20 protein-coding genes and 1 tRNA gene are annotated in these 17,673 nt (G+C 64.7%); 6 read left to right on the plus strand and 15 right to left on the minus strand.

Translation table 11 applies throughout. The features are described 5' to 3' along the window. Nucleotides 1–32: 32 nt before the first annotated feature. The 5 genes from BC358_RS20305 to BC358_RS21990 all read left to right on the plus strand — a co-directional run bounded on the left by BC358_RS20305 (nucleotide 33) and on the right by BC358_RS21990 (nucleotide 3,959). The gene (locus tag BC358_RS20305; RefSeq protein ID WP_066158442.1) at nucleotides 33–1,016 is read left to right on the plus strand and encodes an acetyl-CoA carboxylase carboxyltransferase subunit alpha; all 984 of its coding nucleotides are present in this window, start codon (nucleotides 33–35) and stop codon (nucleotides 1,014–1,016) included. Between the two features lie 8 nt (nucleotides 1,017–1,024). Continuing rightward, nucleotides 1,025–2,008, plus strand: coding sequence for a tRNA lysidine(34) synthetase TilS (gene tilS / locus BC358_RS20310; protein WP_373270148.1), 984 nt, complete (start codon nucleotides 1,025–1,027; stop codon nucleotides 2,006–2,008). Nucleotides 2,009–2,118: 110 nt separating this feature from the next. Then, on the plus strand, nucleotides 2,119–3,399 hold the full coding sequence (locus tag BC358_RS20315) for an aspartate kinase (RefSeq protein WP_066158444.1): 1,281 nt from the start codon (nucleotides 2,119–2,121) through the stop codon (nucleotides 3,397–3,399). 59 nt (nucleotides 3,400–3,458) lie between these two features. Next, nucleotides 3,459–3,551, plus strand: a tRNA-Ser gene (locus BC358_RS20320). 87 nt (nucleotides 3,552–3,638) lie between these two features. Next, the gene (locus BC358_RS21990) at nucleotides 3,639–3,959 is read left to right on the plus strand and encodes a hypothetical protein (RefSeq protein ID WP_143434381.1); all 321 of its coding nucleotides are present in this window, start codon (nucleotides 3,639–3,641) and stop codon (nucleotides 3,957–3,959) included. 339 nt (nucleotides 3,960–4,298) lie between these two features. On the opposite strand, the gene BC358_RS20325 is transcribed toward BC358_RS21990, so the two are convergent. The 11 genes from BC358_RS20325 to BC358_RS20375 form a co-directional block, all read right to left on the minus strand. After that, nucleotides 4,299–4,646 carry a cytochrome c gene (locus BC358_RS20325; protein ID WP_008904214.1) on the minus strand — a complete coding sequence of 116 codons (348 nt, stop codon included), beginning with the start codon at nucleotides 4,644–4,646 and terminating at the stop codon, nucleotides 4,299–4,301. Further along, a complete protein-coding gene (locus tag BC358_RS20330) occupies nucleotides 4,643–5,875 on the minus strand; it encodes a sulfite oxidase (protein WP_062405656.1) in 1,233 nt (410 codons plus the stop codon). Before BC358_RS20330 ends, BC358_RS20325 begins: the two co-directional genes overlap by 4 nt. Nucleotides 5,876–5,960: 85 nt before the next feature. Further along, nucleotides 5,961–6,563 carry a hypothetical protein gene (locus tag BC358_RS20335; protein ID WP_008904212.1) on the minus strand — a complete coding sequence of 201 codons (603 nt, stop codon included), beginning with the start codon at nucleotides 6,561–6,563 and terminating at the stop codon, nucleotides 5,961–5,963. Further along, nucleotides 6,560–7,093, minus strand: a complete 534-nt coding sequence (locus BC358_RS20340; RefSeq protein WP_050813810.1) for an RNA polymerase sigma factor — start codon at nucleotides 7,091–7,093, stop codon at nucleotides 6,560–6,562. Before BC358_RS20340 ends, BC358_RS20335 begins: the two co-directional genes overlap by 4 nt. Before the next feature lie 70 nt (nucleotides 7,094–7,163). Next, the gene (locus tag BC358_RS20345; RefSeq protein ID WP_008904210.1) at nucleotides 7,164–7,523 is read right to left on the minus strand and encodes a DUF305 domain-containing protein; all 360 of its coding nucleotides are present in this window, start codon (nucleotides 7,521–7,523) and stop codon (nucleotides 7,164–7,166) included. After that, nucleotides 7,520–8,914, minus strand: a complete 1,395-nt coding sequence (locus BC358_RS20350) for a YncE family protein (protein WP_062405660.1) — start codon at nucleotides 8,912–8,914, stop codon at nucleotides 7,520–7,522. Before BC358_RS20350 ends, BC358_RS20345 begins: the two co-directional genes overlap by 4 nt. 162 nt (nucleotides 8,915–9,076) lie before the next feature. Continuing rightward, nucleotides 9,077–9,976, minus strand: a complete 900-nt coding sequence (locus BC358_RS20355) for an anti-sigma factor (protein WP_067513519.1) — start codon at nucleotides 9,974–9,976, stop codon at nucleotides 9,077–9,079. A 19-nt stretch (nucleotides 9,977–9,995) separates the two neighbouring features. Beyond that, nucleotides 9,996–10,499, minus strand: coding sequence for an RNA polymerase sigma factor (locus BC358_RS20360; RefSeq protein ID WP_008904230.1), 504 nt, complete (start codon nucleotides 10,497–10,499; stop codon nucleotides 9,996–9,998). Nucleotides 10,500–10,545: 46 nt separating this feature from the next. Then, nucleotides 10,546–10,863 carry a hypothetical protein gene (locus BC358_RS20365; RefSeq protein ID WP_231624607.1) on the minus strand — a complete coding sequence of 106 codons (318 nt, stop codon included), beginning with the start codon at nucleotides 10,861–10,863 and terminating at the stop codon, nucleotides 10,546–10,548. Nucleotides 10,864–10,983: 120 nt separating this feature from the next. Further along, entirely contained in the window at nucleotides 10,984–11,415 is a 432-nt protein-coding gene (locus tag BC358_RS20370; RefSeq protein ID WP_008904227.1) for a nuclear transport factor 2 family protein, read from the minus strand. Between the two features lie 161 nt (nucleotides 11,416–11,576). Continuing rightward, the gene (locus tag BC358_RS20375; RefSeq protein WP_067513517.1) at nucleotides 11,577–12,683 is read right to left on the minus strand and encodes a YeiH family protein; all 1,107 of its coding nucleotides are present in this window, start codon (nucleotides 12,681–12,683) and stop codon (nucleotides 11,577–11,579) included. Between the two features lie 117 nt (nucleotides 12,684–12,800). On the opposite strand from BC358_RS20375, the gene BC358_RS20380 reads away from it, so the two are divergent. After that, the gene (locus BC358_RS20380) at nucleotides 12,801–13,730 is read left to right on the plus strand and encodes a LysR family transcriptional regulator (RefSeq protein ID WP_067513515.1); all 930 of its coding nucleotides are present in this window, start codon (nucleotides 12,801–12,803) and stop codon (nucleotides 13,728–13,730) included. Nucleotides 13,731–14,415: 685 nt separating this feature from the next. Here BC358_RS20380 and BC358_RS20385 read toward each other — a convergent pair. From BC358_RS20385 to BC358_RS20400, 4 genes are all read right to left on the minus strand, one after another. Then, on the minus strand, nucleotides 14,416–15,378 hold the full coding sequence (locus tag BC358_RS20385; protein ID WP_062407895.1) for an IS5 family transposase: 963 nt from the start codon (nucleotides 15,376–15,378) through the stop codon (nucleotides 14,416–14,418). Between the two features lie 223 nt (nucleotides 15,379–15,601). Next, nucleotides 15,602–16,225, minus strand: a complete 624-nt coding sequence (locus tag BC358_RS20390; protein WP_079367226.1) for a tyrosine-type recombinase/integrase — start codon at nucleotides 16,223–16,225, stop codon at nucleotides 15,602–15,604. Nucleotides 16,226–16,424: 199 nt separating this feature from the next. Further along, nucleotides 16,425–16,976, minus strand: a complete 552-nt coding sequence (locus BC358_RS20395; protein ID WP_060985373.1) for a hydrolase — start codon at nucleotides 16,974–16,976, stop codon at nucleotides 16,425–16,427. Nucleotides 16,977–16,978: 2 nt separating this feature from the next. After that, nucleotides 16,979–17,668, minus strand: coding sequence for a TetR/AcrR family transcriptional regulator (locus BC358_RS20400; RefSeq protein WP_060985374.1), 690 nt, complete (start codon nucleotides 17,666–17,668; stop codon nucleotides 16,979–16,981). Between the last annotated feature and the right edge of the window lie 5 nt (nucleotides 17,669–17,673).

The following is a 17,673-nucleotide window of genomic DNA, read 5'->3' on the forward strand; positions in this document are numbered from 1 at the left end:
GTCGTTCGCACAAAGACCAAAGGAGTCATACCTTGGCCAAAAGAAATTTTCTCGACTTCGAGCAGCCCATTGCCGAACTCGAAAGCAAGATCGAAGAGCTCCGCTATGTGCAGACCGAATCCGCGGTCGACATTTCTGCCGAGATCGAACAGCTGTCGGGCAAGAGTCTGCAGCTCACCAAGGACATCTACAGCACCCTGACGCCGTGGCAGATCACGAAGATTGCGCGCCATCAGGACCGGCCGTACACGCTGGACTACGTGAACGAGATCTTCACGCACTTCCAGGAACTGCACGGCGATCGGCATTTCTCGGACGATCTGTCCATCGTCGGCGGTCTGGCCCGTTTCAACGGTCAGCCCTGCATGGTGATCGGCCACCAGAAGGGGCGGGATACCAAGGAGCGTGGTCTGCGCAACTTCGGCATGACCAAGCCCGAGGGCTATCGCAAGGCGCTGCGCCTGATGAAGCTGGCCGAGAAATTCAAGCTGCCGGTGTTCACCTTCGTCGACACGCCCGGTGCCTATCCCGGCATCGACGCCGAGGAGCGCGGCCAGTCCGAGGCCATTGGCCGCAACATCTTCGAGATGGCGCAGCTGGAGGTGCCGATCATCTCCACCATCATCGGTGAAGGTGGTTCGGGCGGTGCACTGGCCATCTCGGTGGCCGACCAGGTGCTGATGCTGCAGTACTCGGTGTACTCGGTGATCAGTCCCGAGGGCTGTGCGTCGATTCTCTGGAAGACCAGCGACCGTGCCAGCGACGCGGCCGAGGCGCTGGGCATCACGGCGCATCGCCTCAAGGCGCTGGGTCTGGTCGACAAGATCGTCAACGAGCCGGTTGGCGGTGCGCACCGCGACCCTGGTCAGATGGCCGCGTTCCTCAAGCGCGCCCTCAACGACGCCTGGCGTCAGGTGGCCGATCTCAAGGTCAAGGAGCTGCTGGAGCGACGCCACGCGCGCCTGGACAGCTACGGCCGCTTCACCGACACCAAGGCCGACAGCGCCAAGCGCTGAGGCGCAGCGTGGCCGCGTCGCCCAACCCGTGCGGGCCGGCGCTGCTGCGCTGGTACTCACAAAGGGCGCCAGACACCTCCCCCAGGCTGGCCGTCGCGTACAGCGCCGGTGCCGATTCCACGGCGCTGCTGCTGGCGGCCCACGCGCTCTGGCCGGGGTGCGTGGTGGCCCTTCATGTGCACCATGGCTTGCAGGCCGCGGCAGATGCCTTCGAAACCACAGCAAGGATCACCTGCGACCGGCTGGGTGTGCCATTGCATCTGGCGCATGTCCGTGCCACGCCTGCGCGAGGCCAGAGCCCGGAGGACGCAGCGCGCCTCCATCGGTACCGCGCACTGGCGGATCTGGCCAGGTCTGCGGGTGCGGACCTTGTGCTGCTGGCCCATCACGCCGATGACCAGGCCGAGACCCTGATGCTGGCGCTCAGCCGTGGTGCCGGGCTGCCCGGGCTGGCAGCCATGCCCGATCACTTTGAGCGCCACGGAATGCGCTTCGCCCGCCCCTTGCTGGAGCTTCCTGTCAGCGCCCTGCGGGCCTGGGTCGAAAGCAGTGGGGAGCCTTTTGTCGACGACCCGAGCAACGCCGACTTGCGCTACACGCGCAACCGCATTCGCAAGACCTTGCTGCCCGCCTGGGACGCCTGCTTCCCGGGGTTCCGCCCCATGCTTGCCCGCAGTGCGCGCCATGCCGCGCAGGCCCAGCAGTTGCTGGGCGACCTCGCGCGCATCGACCTGGCTACGGTGGGAGAGCCCCCGTCCATCGCCGGTTTGCAAGCGCTCAGCCGCGAGCGTCAAGCCAATGCCTTGCGCCATTGGTTGCACAGGCACTGGGGTGTGGTGCCCGCTGCGGCTCAGATGGAGCAGGTGCTGGACCAGTTGGCGGCCTGTCGGACGCGGGGGCATCGCATCGAGCTCAAGGTGGCCGACGGGACCCTGCGTCGGGACGGTGGGCATCTGACGTTCGGCCGGACGGCCAGGGCCGCGCCGATATAATTCCAAGGCTTTGCCGGATGCATCCGGCGGCCCGGCCGGTTCCGGCGACCGGCCCAGCGCGACCAACGGCCGCGTGGTCATTCCAACGATCCTCTTCCCGATCCAACCCGATGGCTTTGATTGTTCACAAGTACGGCGGCACCTCCATGGGGTCCACCGAGCGCATCCGCAACGTGGCCCGGCGTGTCGCCAAGTGGCACAAGGCTGGTCACCAGATGGTGGTGGTACCCAGCGCCATGAGCGGCGAGACCAACCGCCTGTTGGCACTGGCCAAGGAACTGCAACCCGCCCAGCTGGGCAAGGCCTACGGCCGCGAGCTGGACATGCTGGCCGCCACCGGCGAGCAGGCCTCGTCGGCCCTGCTGGCCATCGCGCTGCAGGCCGAGGGCATCGACGCTGTGAGTTATGCCGGCTGGCAGGTGGCCATCAAGACCAACGACGCCTACACCAAAGCCCGCATCGAATCCATTGACGACGCCCGCGTGCGTGCTGATCTGGCCGCTGGCAAGGTGGTGATCGTCACTGGTTTCCAGGGCGTGGACCCCGATGGCAACATCACCACGCTGGGCCGTGGTGGCAGCGACACCTCGGCCGTGGCTGTGGCAGCAGCCATGAAGGCCGCCGAGTGCCTGATCTACACCGACGTGGACGGCGTGTACACGACCGACCCGCGCGTGGTGCCCGAAGCCAAGCGCCTGGAGCGCGTGAGCTTCGAGGAAATGCTGGAGATGGCCAGCATGGGCTCCAAGGTGCTGCAGATCCGCTCGGTGGAATTTGCCGGCAAGTACAAGGTGCCGCTGCGCGTGCTGTCCAGCTTCACCCCTTGGGACATCGACCTGAATGAAGAAGCCAGCTCTGGCACCCTGATCACTTTTGAGGAAGACGAAGATATGGAACGAGCCGTTGTTTCCGGCATTGCCTTCAACCGCGACGAAGCGAAGGTTTCTGTGCTGGGCGTGCCCGACAAGCCAGGCATCGCCTACCAGATCCTGGGCGCCGTGGCGGCTGCCAACGTCGAAGTGGACGTGATCATCCAGAACCTGAGCAAGGACGGCAAGACCGACTTCAGCTTCACGGTGCACCGCAACGATTTCCAGAAGACGCTGGACCTGCTCAAGGGCCAGGTTCTGCCAGCCCTGGGAGCGGCCGACGTGGTGGGCGACAATCGCATCTGCAAGGTGTCCATCGTCGGCATCGGCATGCGCAGCCACGTGGGCGTGGCCAGCCGCATGTTCAAGTGCCTGAGCGACGAGGGCATCAACATCCAGATGATCTCGACTTCCGAGATCAAAACCTCGGTGGTGATCGACGAGAAGTACATGGAACTGGCTGTGCGCGCGCTGCACCGCGAGTTCGATCTGGATCAGACGGCCGACACGATTTCGAAGTGATGCCGCCAAGGCCTGGGTCCCCGGAAACGGAAAAGACTTGAGGCATAATACGCGGCTCAGGAGTGATGACCGAGTGGCCGAAGGTGCTCCCCTGCTAAGGGAGTATGGGGTGTAGAGCCTCATCGAGGGTTCGAATCCCTCTCACTCCGCCAGTAAGACAAGGCTCCCACGCAAGTGGGGGCCTTTTGTCTTTCAGGGCCCAGTGTTTTCGCGGGTTTGCGGGCGGAGGCCGATTCTCTGTGGCTTCTCTCGCTGCAGCTTTTCTGGCCTTTGCTGCGGGCCATTCTCTAACGCCGCTTTTTGGCAGTGAGGCTTTTGGCAAGTCTTCAGGTCAGTTCAATCAGTGCGTGCATTTGATCTGCATGCTGCCTTGTGATCATCCCCAGTCCATGACAGGTGAGGATGATCAGAGGCTGTTGAAGTGGGGTAAGGTGGTCCGGTTCGCAGCGGTTGCTGCCGTTCGAGTTTTCAACGTGAATGCCCTTGGCGTGCCGGATTGCGATCACTCCTATTCATGCATCGTGGTAATGCGCAGAGACAGGTTTCAGGCGCGCAGTTGACATTGCTAGAGAGTTGACAACAGCGTGCAGAGATCTGCAAGCTCGACGAGCAAGACTGCAGCAGCATCAAGCATGGTGCGATCAATCACCTGGGCGTGTCGCCAGCGTTGATGGCTTACCGCGAGCACAAGGCCATGCTGGGCAAGACTTAGGCCGGCGAGAAGTTCCCGGCGGTTGTGATGATGGGGGCTGGCTGGATGGTGGTCCCCGACATCAAACCAGGCAAGTGATGGTGAGTGGCTGACCCGCCCTGGGTCAGCCACTCAGTCGGGATCGCTGTTTGCAGGTGATCCCGTCCTTTTTGTCAGTTGGCGCAGCAGCGCTGTGGCCAACCAGCCATCACTTTGATCCACCCGAAGCCTTGGCCACGTAGGCCGCCAGGGCGGCAATTTGCGCATCACTGAGTTTGCCGTTGTAGGACGGCATCTGCCCAATGCCGTTGCGCAGCGCGGTGGCCACGCGCTTGGCATCGGGCTTGAGCTCGTCCAGGCTGGGGCCCACGGCGCCTTCGGCTCCCGCGTCCTTGAGCGCATGGCACAGGGCGCAGGCAGGCACCGCGCCTTGGCCGAACAACACCTTGCCTTGTTGAAGTTGCGCGGCATCGTCGGCGGCGTGCACGGGCAGCACTGTGAATGCCAACGACCACAGGGCAGCGACCAACGCGTGTTTTTGGATTGTGCGCTTCATGCCACGCTCACTTTCACGGCGTGGTCGGCCCAGCTGGTGTTGTTGTAGCCGCCCGCGTTTTCCATGCGTTGTTCGGGCTGCACGTTGCCTGCGGTGTCGGTGGCTCGGCTCGCCAGGGTGAACTGGCCCGCCGGCAGGCGCGCCGCAAAAACAAACTGCCGCCACGCAAAGCGGCCGAGGTCGGGCCCCACCATGCGCGCGAGCTGCCAGGTTTTTCCGCCGTCCAGAGAAACCTCGACCTTGGCCACCGCGTTCATGCCGCCAAACGCCACGCCATGGATCTGTGTGTCACCCGCTTTAAGCGGGGCGCCGTCCGTGCCGGGACCGTTGATCCACGACTTCACCGTCATTTCCTGCACCGATGGCTGCGACGGGTCGCCCTTCGCGCCGGGCGGTGAAATGCGGTAGCCGTGCGACATGATGCGTGCGTCGGTCTCCTGAGCGGTGAAGGCCAGGCGTTTGACGTACTTGATGTTGTTCACGCCCGTGTAACCCGGCACGATCAAGCGCAGTGGGCCGCCGTGGGCCAGCGAAATCGGCACACCGTTCATTTCCCAGGCCAGCAGGGCATCGGCGAGTGCGGCAGCAGGCACCGAGCGTTCCACGATCACGCTCTTGGGGTCCAGTCCATCGGGGAGTTTTTCGCCGCCTGTGCCGGTGAGGTAGGCCATGCCGGCCTCCACGCCGCCCAGGGCATCCACCACCCAGCGCACCGGCACACCGCTCCACACCACACAGCCTGCTGCGCCCACTTGCCAAGGCGTTCCACTGGGCTTGTTGGGGAAGTAGCCGCGTCCGTTGCCAGAGCATTGCAACACCATCGCCGTGGTCTCGATGCCCATGCGCTTGAGGTCGCCCAGCGTGAGTTTGCGCGGGTTCTTCACCCCCTCGATGTTGATCTCCCAGGCATCGCGGTTGCCCAGGATCGAGGCGTCGGGCGCGGGCAGATTGTTGCGGATGTAGAGCTGCTCGGACGGCGTGATTACGCTGGTGCCGAACACACTGCGCTTGGTCTCAATGGTGGTGCTGCTGTGCACGATCAGGCTGGCCGGGTCCTTCCAGCCCACGTACGCTGGCAGAGGCTTGGCAGCACCGGCCACGGCGACGGGCGCGGTCTCACCAGCAGCGGCTGCGGTGCGGCCAAAGCTGGCCAGACCAACGGCAGCCAAAGCAGCGCCGCTGCCGGCCAGCAGGTGGCGCCGGGGGAGCGAGGTGGGTTGTTGGTTCATTTCTGGGGTCTCCGGTGGTTGGGCGTCGTGCGCCGGTTGGGGTGAAAGGGGTGAGCGGTTGATTCGTTGACAGGGACGCGGTGCCTCAGCCTGGCCCGGACACGGGAGGTGCCTGCAGTGCCGTCTGCGCGACCGCCAGTGCCTTCTTTTTCTGGGCCACCAGCAACAAGGGCTTGCCCTCGCGCGAGCGGATCACCTTCCAGTGCACGTTGCTCCACCAGCCGCTGGCCTCGCGCAGGTCCACAGGCTGGTCAAAGGCATACACCGTCACCATGCCGCCCTTCTCGAAGAACGTGGTGAGGTGGTAAGCGAGGTGACCTTCGATATCGCATGGCCGCATGAGTTGGGGAAACCCGGGCACCACGTTGGCGTCCCGCATGCCCAGGTGCATGAGCAACTGGCGCTGCTCCATGAAACTGCCCCGCAAGCTGCGCTCGTGGTATTCGTGGTCGATCGCGTCGCGCACCATCGCTGGCGGTCGCACGGCGAGCACCCCGCCGCTGGTGCCACCGGCCAGCAAAAGCGCCGCCAGAAAACGCTGCAAGCCGCGTCGCGCCAGCAGCGGCTGCGGCTTTCGGTACAGGTGTGCCGGTGCGTCGCTGGCCTCGAAGGCGATCGCCAACTCGGCGCGCGCGCGCAAATCGAATTCGCTGTCGGGCAGGAAAGGCGCGTCGGTATCGGGGCTCATGTCTTGGTCCTGCGAAACGGGGTAACGTTGACATCGGCCTTGGGTGTCGCAGGTACCCCCATGGCCAGCTTCAAAGCGTCGCGCGCACGGGCTAGGCGCGACAACACCGTGCCGGGCGCGATCTCCAGCGCCTCGGCCATCTGGGCGGTGGGCATGTCGTCGAAATAAAACAGCACCAGCACCTCGCGGTGGATGGGCGCCAGGCGCGCGAGCGCCTTGACGACATCGAGTTTGTCGTCCAGCCCCGCGTCGGGCGCCGCTTGCTCGGGCTGCTCTTCATCGTCCAGCGACTGCATGCTGGGTGCGGCCTGGCGAAAGGCGGCGCGGCGCATGATCTGAAAGAGCCAAGCCCGTGCCAGCGCAGCGTCGCGCAGTTGCTCCCGGTGCTTCCAGGCGTTGGCAAAACAGTCTTGCACCACGTCTTCGGCAATGGCGCGCGAACCAGTGAGCGCCCACGCACTGCGCAGCAAAAAACGGTAGTGCTCACGCACCCATTGGTTATAGCGGGACTCGGCAGACTGGAACAGCATGGTGATCAAGAGCGCTGCGTGGCTTGGTTCATTCCGTGGCGCTCATCGGTACTTTCCCTAGGGCTGTCGATCAAGGCCCCCGCGTCCCACCCAGCGACGGAAATTCCGCTTCCGCACCTTTGGCTGTGCGCTGCTGCAGGGTGTGCAGTCGGCGTTGCATGCTCTGGATCTCCACCGTCTGCCCGGCAATGATTTCCTCGGCCAACTGCCGGGTGACAGGATCGCGCCCATGCTGCAACACCAGCCGCGCCATGTCCACAGCGCCGGCGTGGTGCGGAATCATCATCGCCAGAAAGTCCTGGTCGGCCTGGCCTGCGTAGCCCGGGCTGTGCATGGCCTGCATCATGCGGGCCATCGATTCGTCCATATCCCGCTGGAATGCGCTGGTGTGCGCGGCGCTGGCGCCGTGGCTGGTGTGCGCGCCGCTCATGCCGTCTGGCCCTTCTCGCCCACACGCACGTAGACGAGGTTGATGCTCTTTTTGTTGCGCAGCGCGCCAGAGGGCAGCGTCAGATTGCCCAGGGGGATCTGCGCAATGAAGGTCGGGCGCAGCGGGTCGCTCACATCAAATGCACTGCACACGGTCTGGCCCGCGTTGGGCGTGCCGGGCAGCTCGTCCTGTTCGTGGGCCACATACAGCAGCGTGTTCTCGGGGTTGGTCCACAACCCGTGCGACTCGCGGCCACGGCTGGAGAAGGTGCCCACCACCTTGCGCTGTCCGCCCGGAGCGCTGCGGTCGATGATGGCGATCGGGCTCGACGCCACGCCGCCGGGGCCACCATCGTCGATGCGCGCCAGGCTGGCATAGACCACGCTGCCGCGCGCATTGCGCACGAACTCAACGTGGTTGGGCCGAGCGCCCATGCCGAGTGGCACGGTGTCGATCAGGTCGAAGCCACCCTGCGTCGAGCGGCAAGACACCGCATCAGCCAGCTTGTGCGAGAACCACACCTCGGCACCGTCGGGTGTGGTCTTCATGAAGGGCGTGAAGCCGGGTTTGTCCTGTGCGCTGATGTCCAGCGTGGTCAGCCGCTGCGGTTGGCTGTGGCCATCCGCGCCGGGGTTGACGCGGAACACGTCGATCTTCGACACCTTCTGGCTGGCCACAAAGGCCAACGTACCCTCACGGTTGAACCACACCTGCGCCGGGCCGCTCAGTGTGGGCAGGTATTGGCGAACCGCGCTGGAGCCCGGGCTGTCGGCCCCCTTGAGCTGGCGAACGGCACGATCGACGCCGACGATGGCAATGCGGTCTTCACCGCGCAGCGTGACCCACAGCTCGCGGCCGTTGCGCGTGAAAGTGGGCTCGTGCGGTTCGCGGCCCAGCAGCAGGCCACTACTCAGGCGCTCGGGGTTGGTGGTGGGCCCAGACGCAGGGTTGGGTGTGTTGCCGATGACGCGGCGCTGCTCGGCGTCGATCAGATAAATGTTGCTGGAGCCGCGCCCGCTGGTGGCCAGCAGCCGGCCGTCGGGCGACGGCACCGCGCCGTGGGCGTCGATGCAGCCGTGGTACAGCGGCTTGTGGATCATCGCCGCGTGTGTCGGCGCCACGCCGGCGGTGACGTAGCGAAATGGAGGCCGCGGGTCTTCGTCGAAGCTGGTCAGGTTGATCGTGCTCTCGACGGTGTTCGTCTTCGGATCGATGACGACCAGCGTGTTGGAGTCTTCATTGGTGATGAAGACGCGGTCGCGCGGGTCGATGCCGGTGGCTGCGGCTCCCGCTGAAGCGCCGGACGGGGCCTGGGCATGTGCTGCGGGCAGCGCGCTGGCTGCCGCGGCGGCCAGGGTGTACTTGAGAATGTCGCGGCGTTGGGTGGTCATGTGTGCTTTCTGAGTTGGTGTGGAGAGTGATCGCTTGGGTCGTTAGCCGGCAGCCGCCGATGAACCACTGCCCAGCGCTTGCTTCAGGTCAAGAGCGCGGCTCAGGCCGTTTCATTCCCTGGCGCGAGCCGACAGCGCGTCGCGCCGACGCCGCCCTGGCCTTCAGCGCGGGGTGCCAAGTTGCCGATAGACCTCGGCCGACACCTGCGCCAGCACGCTGCGGTCGGCGTCGGACGACAGGGCGTAGCCGAAGGGACCGTCGACCCAGTAGAAGACATTGACCGCACCTTCGCGTGCGAAGCGGAAGGCCGTGTCTGTGTTCTTCACGCCGGCCTGCAGTGCCTTGTCCGGCCCCGCGGCACTGCCCACGTCGGCGACATCGTTGGACACGTACAGCGTCAGTTTGCTGCCGAGCTCGTTGCGGTACATGAACTGCGCAACCGGCCCCTGGCCACCCGGCAACAGGCGCCCGCCTTCCAGCGTGTAGCCCTGGGCCTGCAGGTGCGGCGGCTTCATCGGCGCGCCCATGCGCTTGGACAGCCATGCCACCAACTGGTCCTCGTGCGCCGCGTCCACCTCGACCGGGCGGCGCGCGTCGGGACTGTATACCGCGTGAGCCACCGCCGCGCGCTGCGCGAAGCCGCCCGCTGACGCCAGCGTCAGGCCGCGCTCGGCGGGTGCCGCGGCGGCCATGCGGCCGGCATCGTCGCCCCCCGCGGGCAGGCCGCCCCGCAAGCCCCAGCCAGTCGCGCCGCTGATGACGGCGATGGCGATCCCAGCGGCCAGGCGCTGGAGGTACCAAGGCGTCTGCGGCACGGCGCGCGGGCGCGCCGATTTCAGCAGGCGCTGCGGCGGCTGTTCATCCAGCACGGGATCGAGCAAGGCGTGCAGTTTGCGCTTCTGCGCCCGGTAGGCCTCCAGGCGCTGCGCGTCTTCAGGGCGTGCGGCCAGATAAGCGGCGATCTCGACCTGGCGCTCAGCGGGCAGGCGGCCATCAACGAACGCATGCAGGTCGGCCTCGGTGACCGGGGGAATGGACGGTGGCGGACGGTCGGTATTCATGGGTTGCTTCGCAATATATTCATTTGACGACTTTCAGCCGCACCGGTTCTGCGCGGCCTTCCATCAGGCCGCGCAGGCGCTCACGGCCTCGCGACAGGCGCGACATCACGGTGCCGATGGGGATACCCAGGGCCTGCGCCACATCGGCATAGGCCATGTCTTCCAGCGTCACCAGAAGAAGCACTTCCTTCTGCTCGACGGGCAGCAAGTCCAGTGCAGCCTGCAGATCCAGTACAGCCAGCCTGTCGGTTTGTGTCGGCGCCACCGGCACTTCGGGCGTGTCGTCGTCCATGGTCACGGTGTGCAGCCTGGGACGGCGCACGCCATCGACGTGCAGGTTGTGCATGATGCTGAAGAGCCAGGCGCGCATGTCGGCCACGCCGCCCCACAGGTTCGACTTGGCCCAGGCCCGCTCCAGCGTGTCCTGCACCAGATCGTCGGCGTCGTCACGGTTGTTCACCAGCGCGCGCGAATAGCGGCGCAGGCGCGGCACCCAGCTCAGCAGGCTTGCGTCGTCTTGCATCGGGGGGTCGTGGCCTGAGGGACTGGACGGAAGTCGACAGCAAATGTCATTCCTTGATGATGTGCCAGACGTCTTTGAAGTTGTCGCCGGCGCGGTCGCCGGGCTTCTGGTCGGCCTGGTAGGTGTAGACCGGCTTGCCCTTGTAGGCCCACTGGCGCGCACCGTCGTCGCGCATGACGATCGTGTATGCACCGGCGGGTTGGTCGCTGGCGGCGGCCATCGCGGGCGGCCACAGCGCGGCGCAGCCGCCGTTGCAGGTGCTCTTGCCGCTGCCTGCCACGTCCTTGTCGAAGGTGTAGAGCGTCATGCCCTTGGCGTCGACCAGCGCGCCGTTGGCGAGCTTGGCCGGCGCGTCGGCAGCCATAGCGCCGGTGAGTGGTGCCGCGAAGGAAGCCGCTGTGATCAGCAGCGCGGCCAGAGTCGAAAGGTGCTTCATGGGGTTGTCCTTTAGGGTCTGGTGGAGAGTAGCCACGCTGCGTGCCGTTCAGTAAGCCGCAGCCACCGCCAGCTTGGGGTCGATCTGCCAGGTTTCACTGACGATCTTGCCTTCACGGAACGTCAGCACGTAGCGCACCTTGATGGGCATCTTGCCTTCGAAGACGACGTTGGCCGAGACGGTGGCGCCCTTGGGGTTGGCCGATTCTTCAATCTGGCCGACTGTGAGCTTCAGTGGGCCGACGGCCTTGCCGAACTTCTCCCAGGTGCCGCGAATGGCATCGGTGGTGGCATAGGTGCCGTCGAGTGGGCCGCCTACCCAGTTCAGCTGGGCCTGGTCGGCATAGGCACGCATGACGATCTGGGTGTCGCCCGAGGCGATGGCCTGGAAGTGCGTGCGGGCGTCGTCGCTGGGGGCGGCGAAGGCGCTGCCGGAGGCGAGCGTCAGGGCGGTGGCGGCGAAAGCGAAAGTCTTGAACATTGTGGGCTCCGATGAAGGGTTGGTGTGAAGTGAAGGGGGGTGAGTGCTGGACGAAGGGTCCGATAGGTCCCGACAAAAGAGCAGACGGCGTCGGCATGCGGTCTATTCCAGAGCGTGCAAAGAAATTTAGGGTCAGGGCCCTGGGCCGTGAATTCGAGGCTTCAGCCCAGCAGGGCCGGCACCCAGCGGTTGATGAGCGCGCCTCCGACGATGAGCCAGCCGAACAAGATCAACGCCAGCAGCAGCGGCTTGGCCCCGGCCTTGCGAATGGCGCCGATGTGCGTGGCCAGGCCGAGCGCAGCCATCGCCATCGCCAGCAGCGCGGTGTCAATCTCGATCGTCACTGCCACCACCGACGCCGGCAGCCATTGCAGCGAATTGAGCAACACAACCGCGACGAAGCCGAAGGCGAACCAGGGCACAGCGAGTTGACCCTTGGCGTGAGCATGCTCTGCCTCCACCAGGGCTTGCAGGGTGCTGTCGCGCGCCAGCCAAGCCGACAGCATCACCAGGAACGGCGCCAGCATCATTACTCGAACCATCTTCGCGATGACGGCCGAGTTGGCTGCGTCCGGGCCCACCGAACGTGCTGCGGCCACCACCTGGGCCACCTCGTGGATGGTCGATCCGACGTAGATGCCGAACCCGTTGGCGCCGCCGGGGATCAGCGCCCAGTGCCGGTTCAGCTCGAACAGCGCCGGGTACAGGAAGATCGCCAGCGTGCCGAACACCACCACCGTGGCCACCGCCACCGTGACCTGCTCGGCGCGCGCCTTGACCACCGGCTCGGCGGCCATCACCGCAGCAGCGCCGCAGATGGCACTGCCAGCGCCGATCAGCATCGCCGTCTTGCGCTCCAGGCCCAGCCAGCGCGTGCCGATGAGGCAGGCCAGTGCGAAGGTCGAGCCCAATATCATCGCGTCGATGGCGACACCAGCTATGCCAACATGGTCAATGTCCTGCACGGTGAGCCGCAGGCCGTACAGCACCACGCCCAGGCGAAGCAGGTTCTGCTTGGAGAAGTTGACGCCGGCGCCGCTGGCTACCGCCCAGCGCGGGGCCCACGGGTAAACCGTGTTGCCCACGATCATGCCCAGCACGATGGCCAGCGTCAGCGCACTGAAGCCATGGTCCTGCAGCCAGGCGATGCGGCCCAGCGCGATACCGGTGGCAGCCAAGGCGCCGCTCAGGGCCAGGCCGGGGAGCATGCGTGCGAAAGCCGATGCAGAGGCCGATGTGCGTGGCTCAGGAAGTACGTTGATGGTCATGCTGCTTGCCTCCGGTTGAAGTTCATGAGGACGAAGCTTCCGGCTTCATAGATGACCCGTCAAACGGGTTGTATCGCTAAGATGTACCCATCTGATCGCTTTGCAAACAAATCCGCCATGAATACCCTTCGCCTCACGCTGCGACAGCTGCAGATCTTCGTGGCGGTTGCGCGCAGCGGCACTACCACGGCAGCCAGCGCCGAGATCGCGCTGTCGCAGTCGGCCACCAGCTCGGCCGTGAATGAACTTGAGCGGCTGCTGTCGCTGCGCCTGTTCGACCGCGCGGGCAAGCGCCTGCTGCTCAACGACAACGGCCGTGCGTTACTGCCGCGGGCCCTGGCGCTGCTGGACGGTGCCGCCGGCATCGAGTTGATGTCCCGCGATGGCAGCGCCCAGGCGCAGTCGCTGCGCATCGGCGCCAGCACCACCATCGGCAACTATGTGCTGCCCAGGCTGCTGGCCCGTTTTGTCGCAGCGCAACCGGGCCATGCCAGTGCCTGGCGCTCAAAGGTCGTGATCGGAAACACGGCGGCCATCTGTGACGCGGTCGCTGCGTTTGAACTGGACGTGGGCCTGATCGAAGGGCCTTGCCACCAAGCGGCGCTGGCCGTCACGCCATGGCACCAGGACGAGATGGTGGTCGTTACATCGCCCGACAGCGCGTGGGCACGAATGAGCCTGGCCGGCGAGCGGGTGCCAATGCGGACACTGCGTGAAGGGGTCTGGCTGGTGCGTGAGTTGGGCTCGGGAACGCGCGAGGCCACCGACCAAAGTCTGCTGCCCCACTTGCGCTCCTACCGTCGAAGCATCGAGCTGGGAAGTTCGGAGGCGATCAAACATGCGGCCGAGGCGGGTATGGGCGTGGCCTGCCTTTCGTCGTGGGTCGTGAGCGACGCTTTGGAGGCCGGCCGCCTGTGCCGCATCGCCACGACCTTGCCGCGGCAGCTCCGACAATCTCACCTGGTCGTGCATCGCGACAAACAGCCCACCGCTTCGCTGCTGGCATTTGTCGACCAGGTATCTGGCGCCGAGAACACGGCGCCATGAAATGTGACTCCATCGAGGTCAGGCCTGAGCAGCTCGCCAGTCGGCGCTCAAAGCTTATCCACGCACCTTCAACGAGATTCACGGCAGGCTCACCTGCACAAATGCCGGATGCGGATGGCGAGGTCAAGACTGCCGCATATCCACATACCGCGCGCGATGTCTTGGGCATTGCGATCCAACGGCCACCCCTTGTCTCCTTCTTTATTTGCGGCGAGAGCAATGATCAGAATGTTGCAACAGCATCAGGTCAAAGTGAACTATTGCCCGTCTATCACGCACTTTGAGGAGCACTGGGAACCCGGGTGGCGGGTATTGCGCTACGGACACTGAAGGACCAAAAGAAGTGATTCGCCCTCCCTGCTGGCGCTTGAAGAAGGCCTGCCCATGGTCCAGAACACCGTTTCGTCCGTGACGCAAAGGGCCATTCCAGAACTTTGCACTTCGCTACAGTGCCGAACGACCGGTACAGGTAATCGATCGGTCGCTTGAGATCCTGACCGGTACGCGACCGCTTGCGTTGGCGCCCATGGACTCTGCCGTCGAACCTAAGGCTACGCTGAACAAGTAGCCGATTTGAGCGATCCGCTGCCCAATGGGTCGCTGACGCGGGGAAGCCTCGCGGTTTGACCGCGTTCCCCGGCCATACCGGCCGTGCTTGCGCACTTGGAGTGCGCAACGGGCGCACTCATGCCGCGAGGCGCTGCCGCGCCAGGTAGATGTTGGCCAGACCCAGCACCACGAACGAACGTGTGGCGTTCTTGGCAAGGCCTCGGTAGCGCACCTTGGCAAAGCCCCAGAGCCGCTTCACCACGGCAAAGACGTGTTCGACTCGGGCGCGGACCTTGGACTTGTTGTGATTCTTCGAGCGCTCGACCTCGTCGATCTCGCCATCCCTGCGCACGCGCTGGTTGGTGAAGTCCTTGGCCTGGGGCGCCTTCGATTCGATCAACGCCCTCTGGCTGGCGTAGGCGCTGTCGCCGTATACACGCTGCTCGTTCCCGTGCAACAGCTCGGGCAATGGATGTTTGTCATGCACGTTGGCTGCCGTGACCACAGCGCTGTGCGCCAGCCCAGTGCGGCTGTCCACGCCGATGTGCATCTTCATGCCGAAGTACCACTGCTGGCCTTTGCGGGTCTGGTGCATCTCCGGGTCGCGCTGTTTGTCGGCGTTCTTGGTCGAGCTGGGCGCGCCGATGATGGTGGCATCCACGATGGTGCCGGTGCCCACCTTCATGCCTCGGGCCTGCAGCACCTCCCCCACCTTGGCAAACAAGGCCTCGCCCAGCTTGTGCTTCTCCAGCAGGCGGCGAAACTTCAGCAGCGTGGTCCCGTCAGGCACACGTTCACGCCCCAGATCAATGCCTACAAAGCGGCGCAGCGCCGTGCTGTCGAGCAGAGCCTCCTCGCAGGCCTCATCAGCCAGGTTGAACCAGTGCTGCACGAAGTACATCCGCAGCATGCGTTCCAGTCCGATCGGTGGGCGCCCGTTGCCGGCCTTGGGGTAGTGCGGTTCGATGACCGAGCACAACTCCTGCCACGGCACGATCTGCTCCATCGTCGCCAGGAATGTGTCCCGCTTGGTGAGCTTGCGGTATTGCTCGTAGCCGTCGCCTTGATCGGCTGCCATCGCCAGGGTTTGCTGTTTCATCTTCACCTTCGTGTCTCTGGTGTCTCGATACATGCAAACCTCGCGCCACCTCTCAACTTGTTCAGCGTAGCCCTAAGTGGCAGCAATCAGTCTTGACTTGACGATGGGCACGGAGACGTGAACGGCCGCTGATGGCCGAGAGCGCCGCTTCCGTCGAATTCCACAAAGCTGCCATTGAGGGCGGCTACCCCTGCACTGGGGCGTGCCGCTCCCATCGCTCAATTCAGATCTCTGTCTGCTCGGAGATCTCAAGGGCGTCGTCGACTTCGATACCCAGGTACCTCACCGTGGACTCAAGTTTGGAATGGCCGAGCAGCAACTGCACTGCTCGCAGGTTCTTGGTCCGGCGATAGATCAAAGTTGCCTTGGTCCTGCGCATCGAGTGGGTCCCGTACTCAGATCGATCCAACCCAAGTTCGTCCACCCAGTGCCCAAGAATCCGGGCGTACTGCCTGGTTCCCAAATGTGGTGACTCGTGAAGTCGGCTGGGGAAGAGAAAGTCATCTGACTTCAGCTCTGCCTTCTTGATCCAGGCTTGCAGGGCTTCCCGGGTGACTCCAGTGATCTCGAACTGGACCGGTCGTTTGGTCTTGTGCTGCATGACGATGGCCCGCGTAGCCACTTGGTCACCATGGGTCACGTCACGCACTTTGAGTGCAACGAGATCGCATCCGCGAAGTTTGCTGTCAATGCCGAGGTTGAACAGCGCGAGTTCACGAACCCGCCCTTCCATCTGAAGGCGTACGCGCAGCGCCCAGATGTCTTTCACCTTGAAGGGTGCCTTCTGCCCAACAATCTTGCCTTTGTTCCACGGCTCGTGATGTGCGGTTTGGCCTTCGGTATCCATGATGATCTCCTATCGAGTTGAGGGCTCGACAGGATGCGCTACAAGGCGCTGAGACACCAGCCTAGCGATGCTGCAAGGAAGTCGGGCTACGACAACGAAGGGCAGCTTCCAGACACGTTGCCAGATTCACGCTCTCGGCCAACAAGCGGCCAGTCGCTGATGGTGTCGCGTCGCGCCTGCTACCGGTCGTGCGGCTCAATCAGCCAGCGGCCTTGATGAGTTGCAGGACCTCCCGGAACTTCGGGTGCTGGCAATTGCCAAGCCACTCGAACAGCACCATTTCGTGGGTCACGACCGTGGCACCCGCTTGCGACAGCCGGGTCATGGCCGCTGCGTGATCTGCCTGCCGTCGCGAACCGCTGGCATTCGCAACCACCCAGACGCGCTTGCCCGCACGCAGCAAGCCCAGCGCCGTCTGCATCATGCAGACATGGGCCTCGCATCCGGCGACGACGACCTGATCGCCCGTCGGCTTCGCGTCATGCAATGCTTCGATCAGTCCATCGGCACAAGCATCGAAATGCGTCTTGGCCAGCGTGGCCTGGCACTCGGCCCGGATCTTCACGACGTTCGGACCTAGGCCCGTGGGGTTCTGTTCGGTGCCGAGGACAGGGATGTCCAGGACGCGGGCCGCTCGTGCCAACAGGACGCCGTTGGCAACCACTGCAGCCGCGTCGTGGATGGCTGGCATCAGTCGGGACTGGTAGTCCACGAGTACCAGCGCACAGTCCCTCGCTTTCACGGCGTCCATGTTCATGCCTCCCCTGGACGTTCTCCGCGACCCGACGCGCGGCCCAGCAGTTGCCGAAGGTAGGTGTCGAAGAGATCCTGCGACGCCTGCTTGAACATGCGGATCCGCCCCGTGTGGCTGAGCACGAGCAGGCCAACCGAGTGCGCAAAAAGCGCCGTCACTTCTTCCAGGGCGCGCTTCGGGGGCTGCCCCAGTGCCTGCAGGGCATCCTGGACCGGCTGCAACGCGTCACGAAGACGCGCGTTCAGCTTTTCGTTCAGCTCGGGCGTCAACCCACGAGGATTCATGCCCTGGAACAGGTAGAAGCCAAGGTCCAGGTCACGCGGGTTCTCGCGGTAGAAGTCGAAGAACGCTGTTGCCGCAAGTCGCACATGCTCGGCGGCGCCGGTGCGGCCGTCGAGGGCGGCCTGCACCTGCGCATTTAGCCGCTCCAGCGATTCCGACAGCAGGGCACCGTACACCTCTTCCTTGCTGGCGAAGTAGCTGTAGATCGCGCCCACGGTGTAGCCGGCACGCTGAGCGATCTCGCGCATGCTGGTCTTCTCCATGCCCAGGTCGAAGAACGCCGAGCGTGCCGCGTCCAGCACCGCGCGGCGCCGAACGTCGGCCAGCGCCTGCTTGAGCACCTCGCGCGGCTGGGCCGCAGCCCGCTTGGCAGCCGGGCGGCGGGAGGTCGTCGTCGATGTAACCATGGGCC

The sequence above is a fragment of the Hydrogenophaga sp. H7 genome, assembly GCF_002025745.1.
In the GTDB taxonomy this organism is placed as follows: Bacteria; Pseudomonadota; Gammaproteobacteria; order Burkholderiales; family Burkholderiaceae_C; genus Hydrogenophaga; species Hydrogenophaga pseudoflava.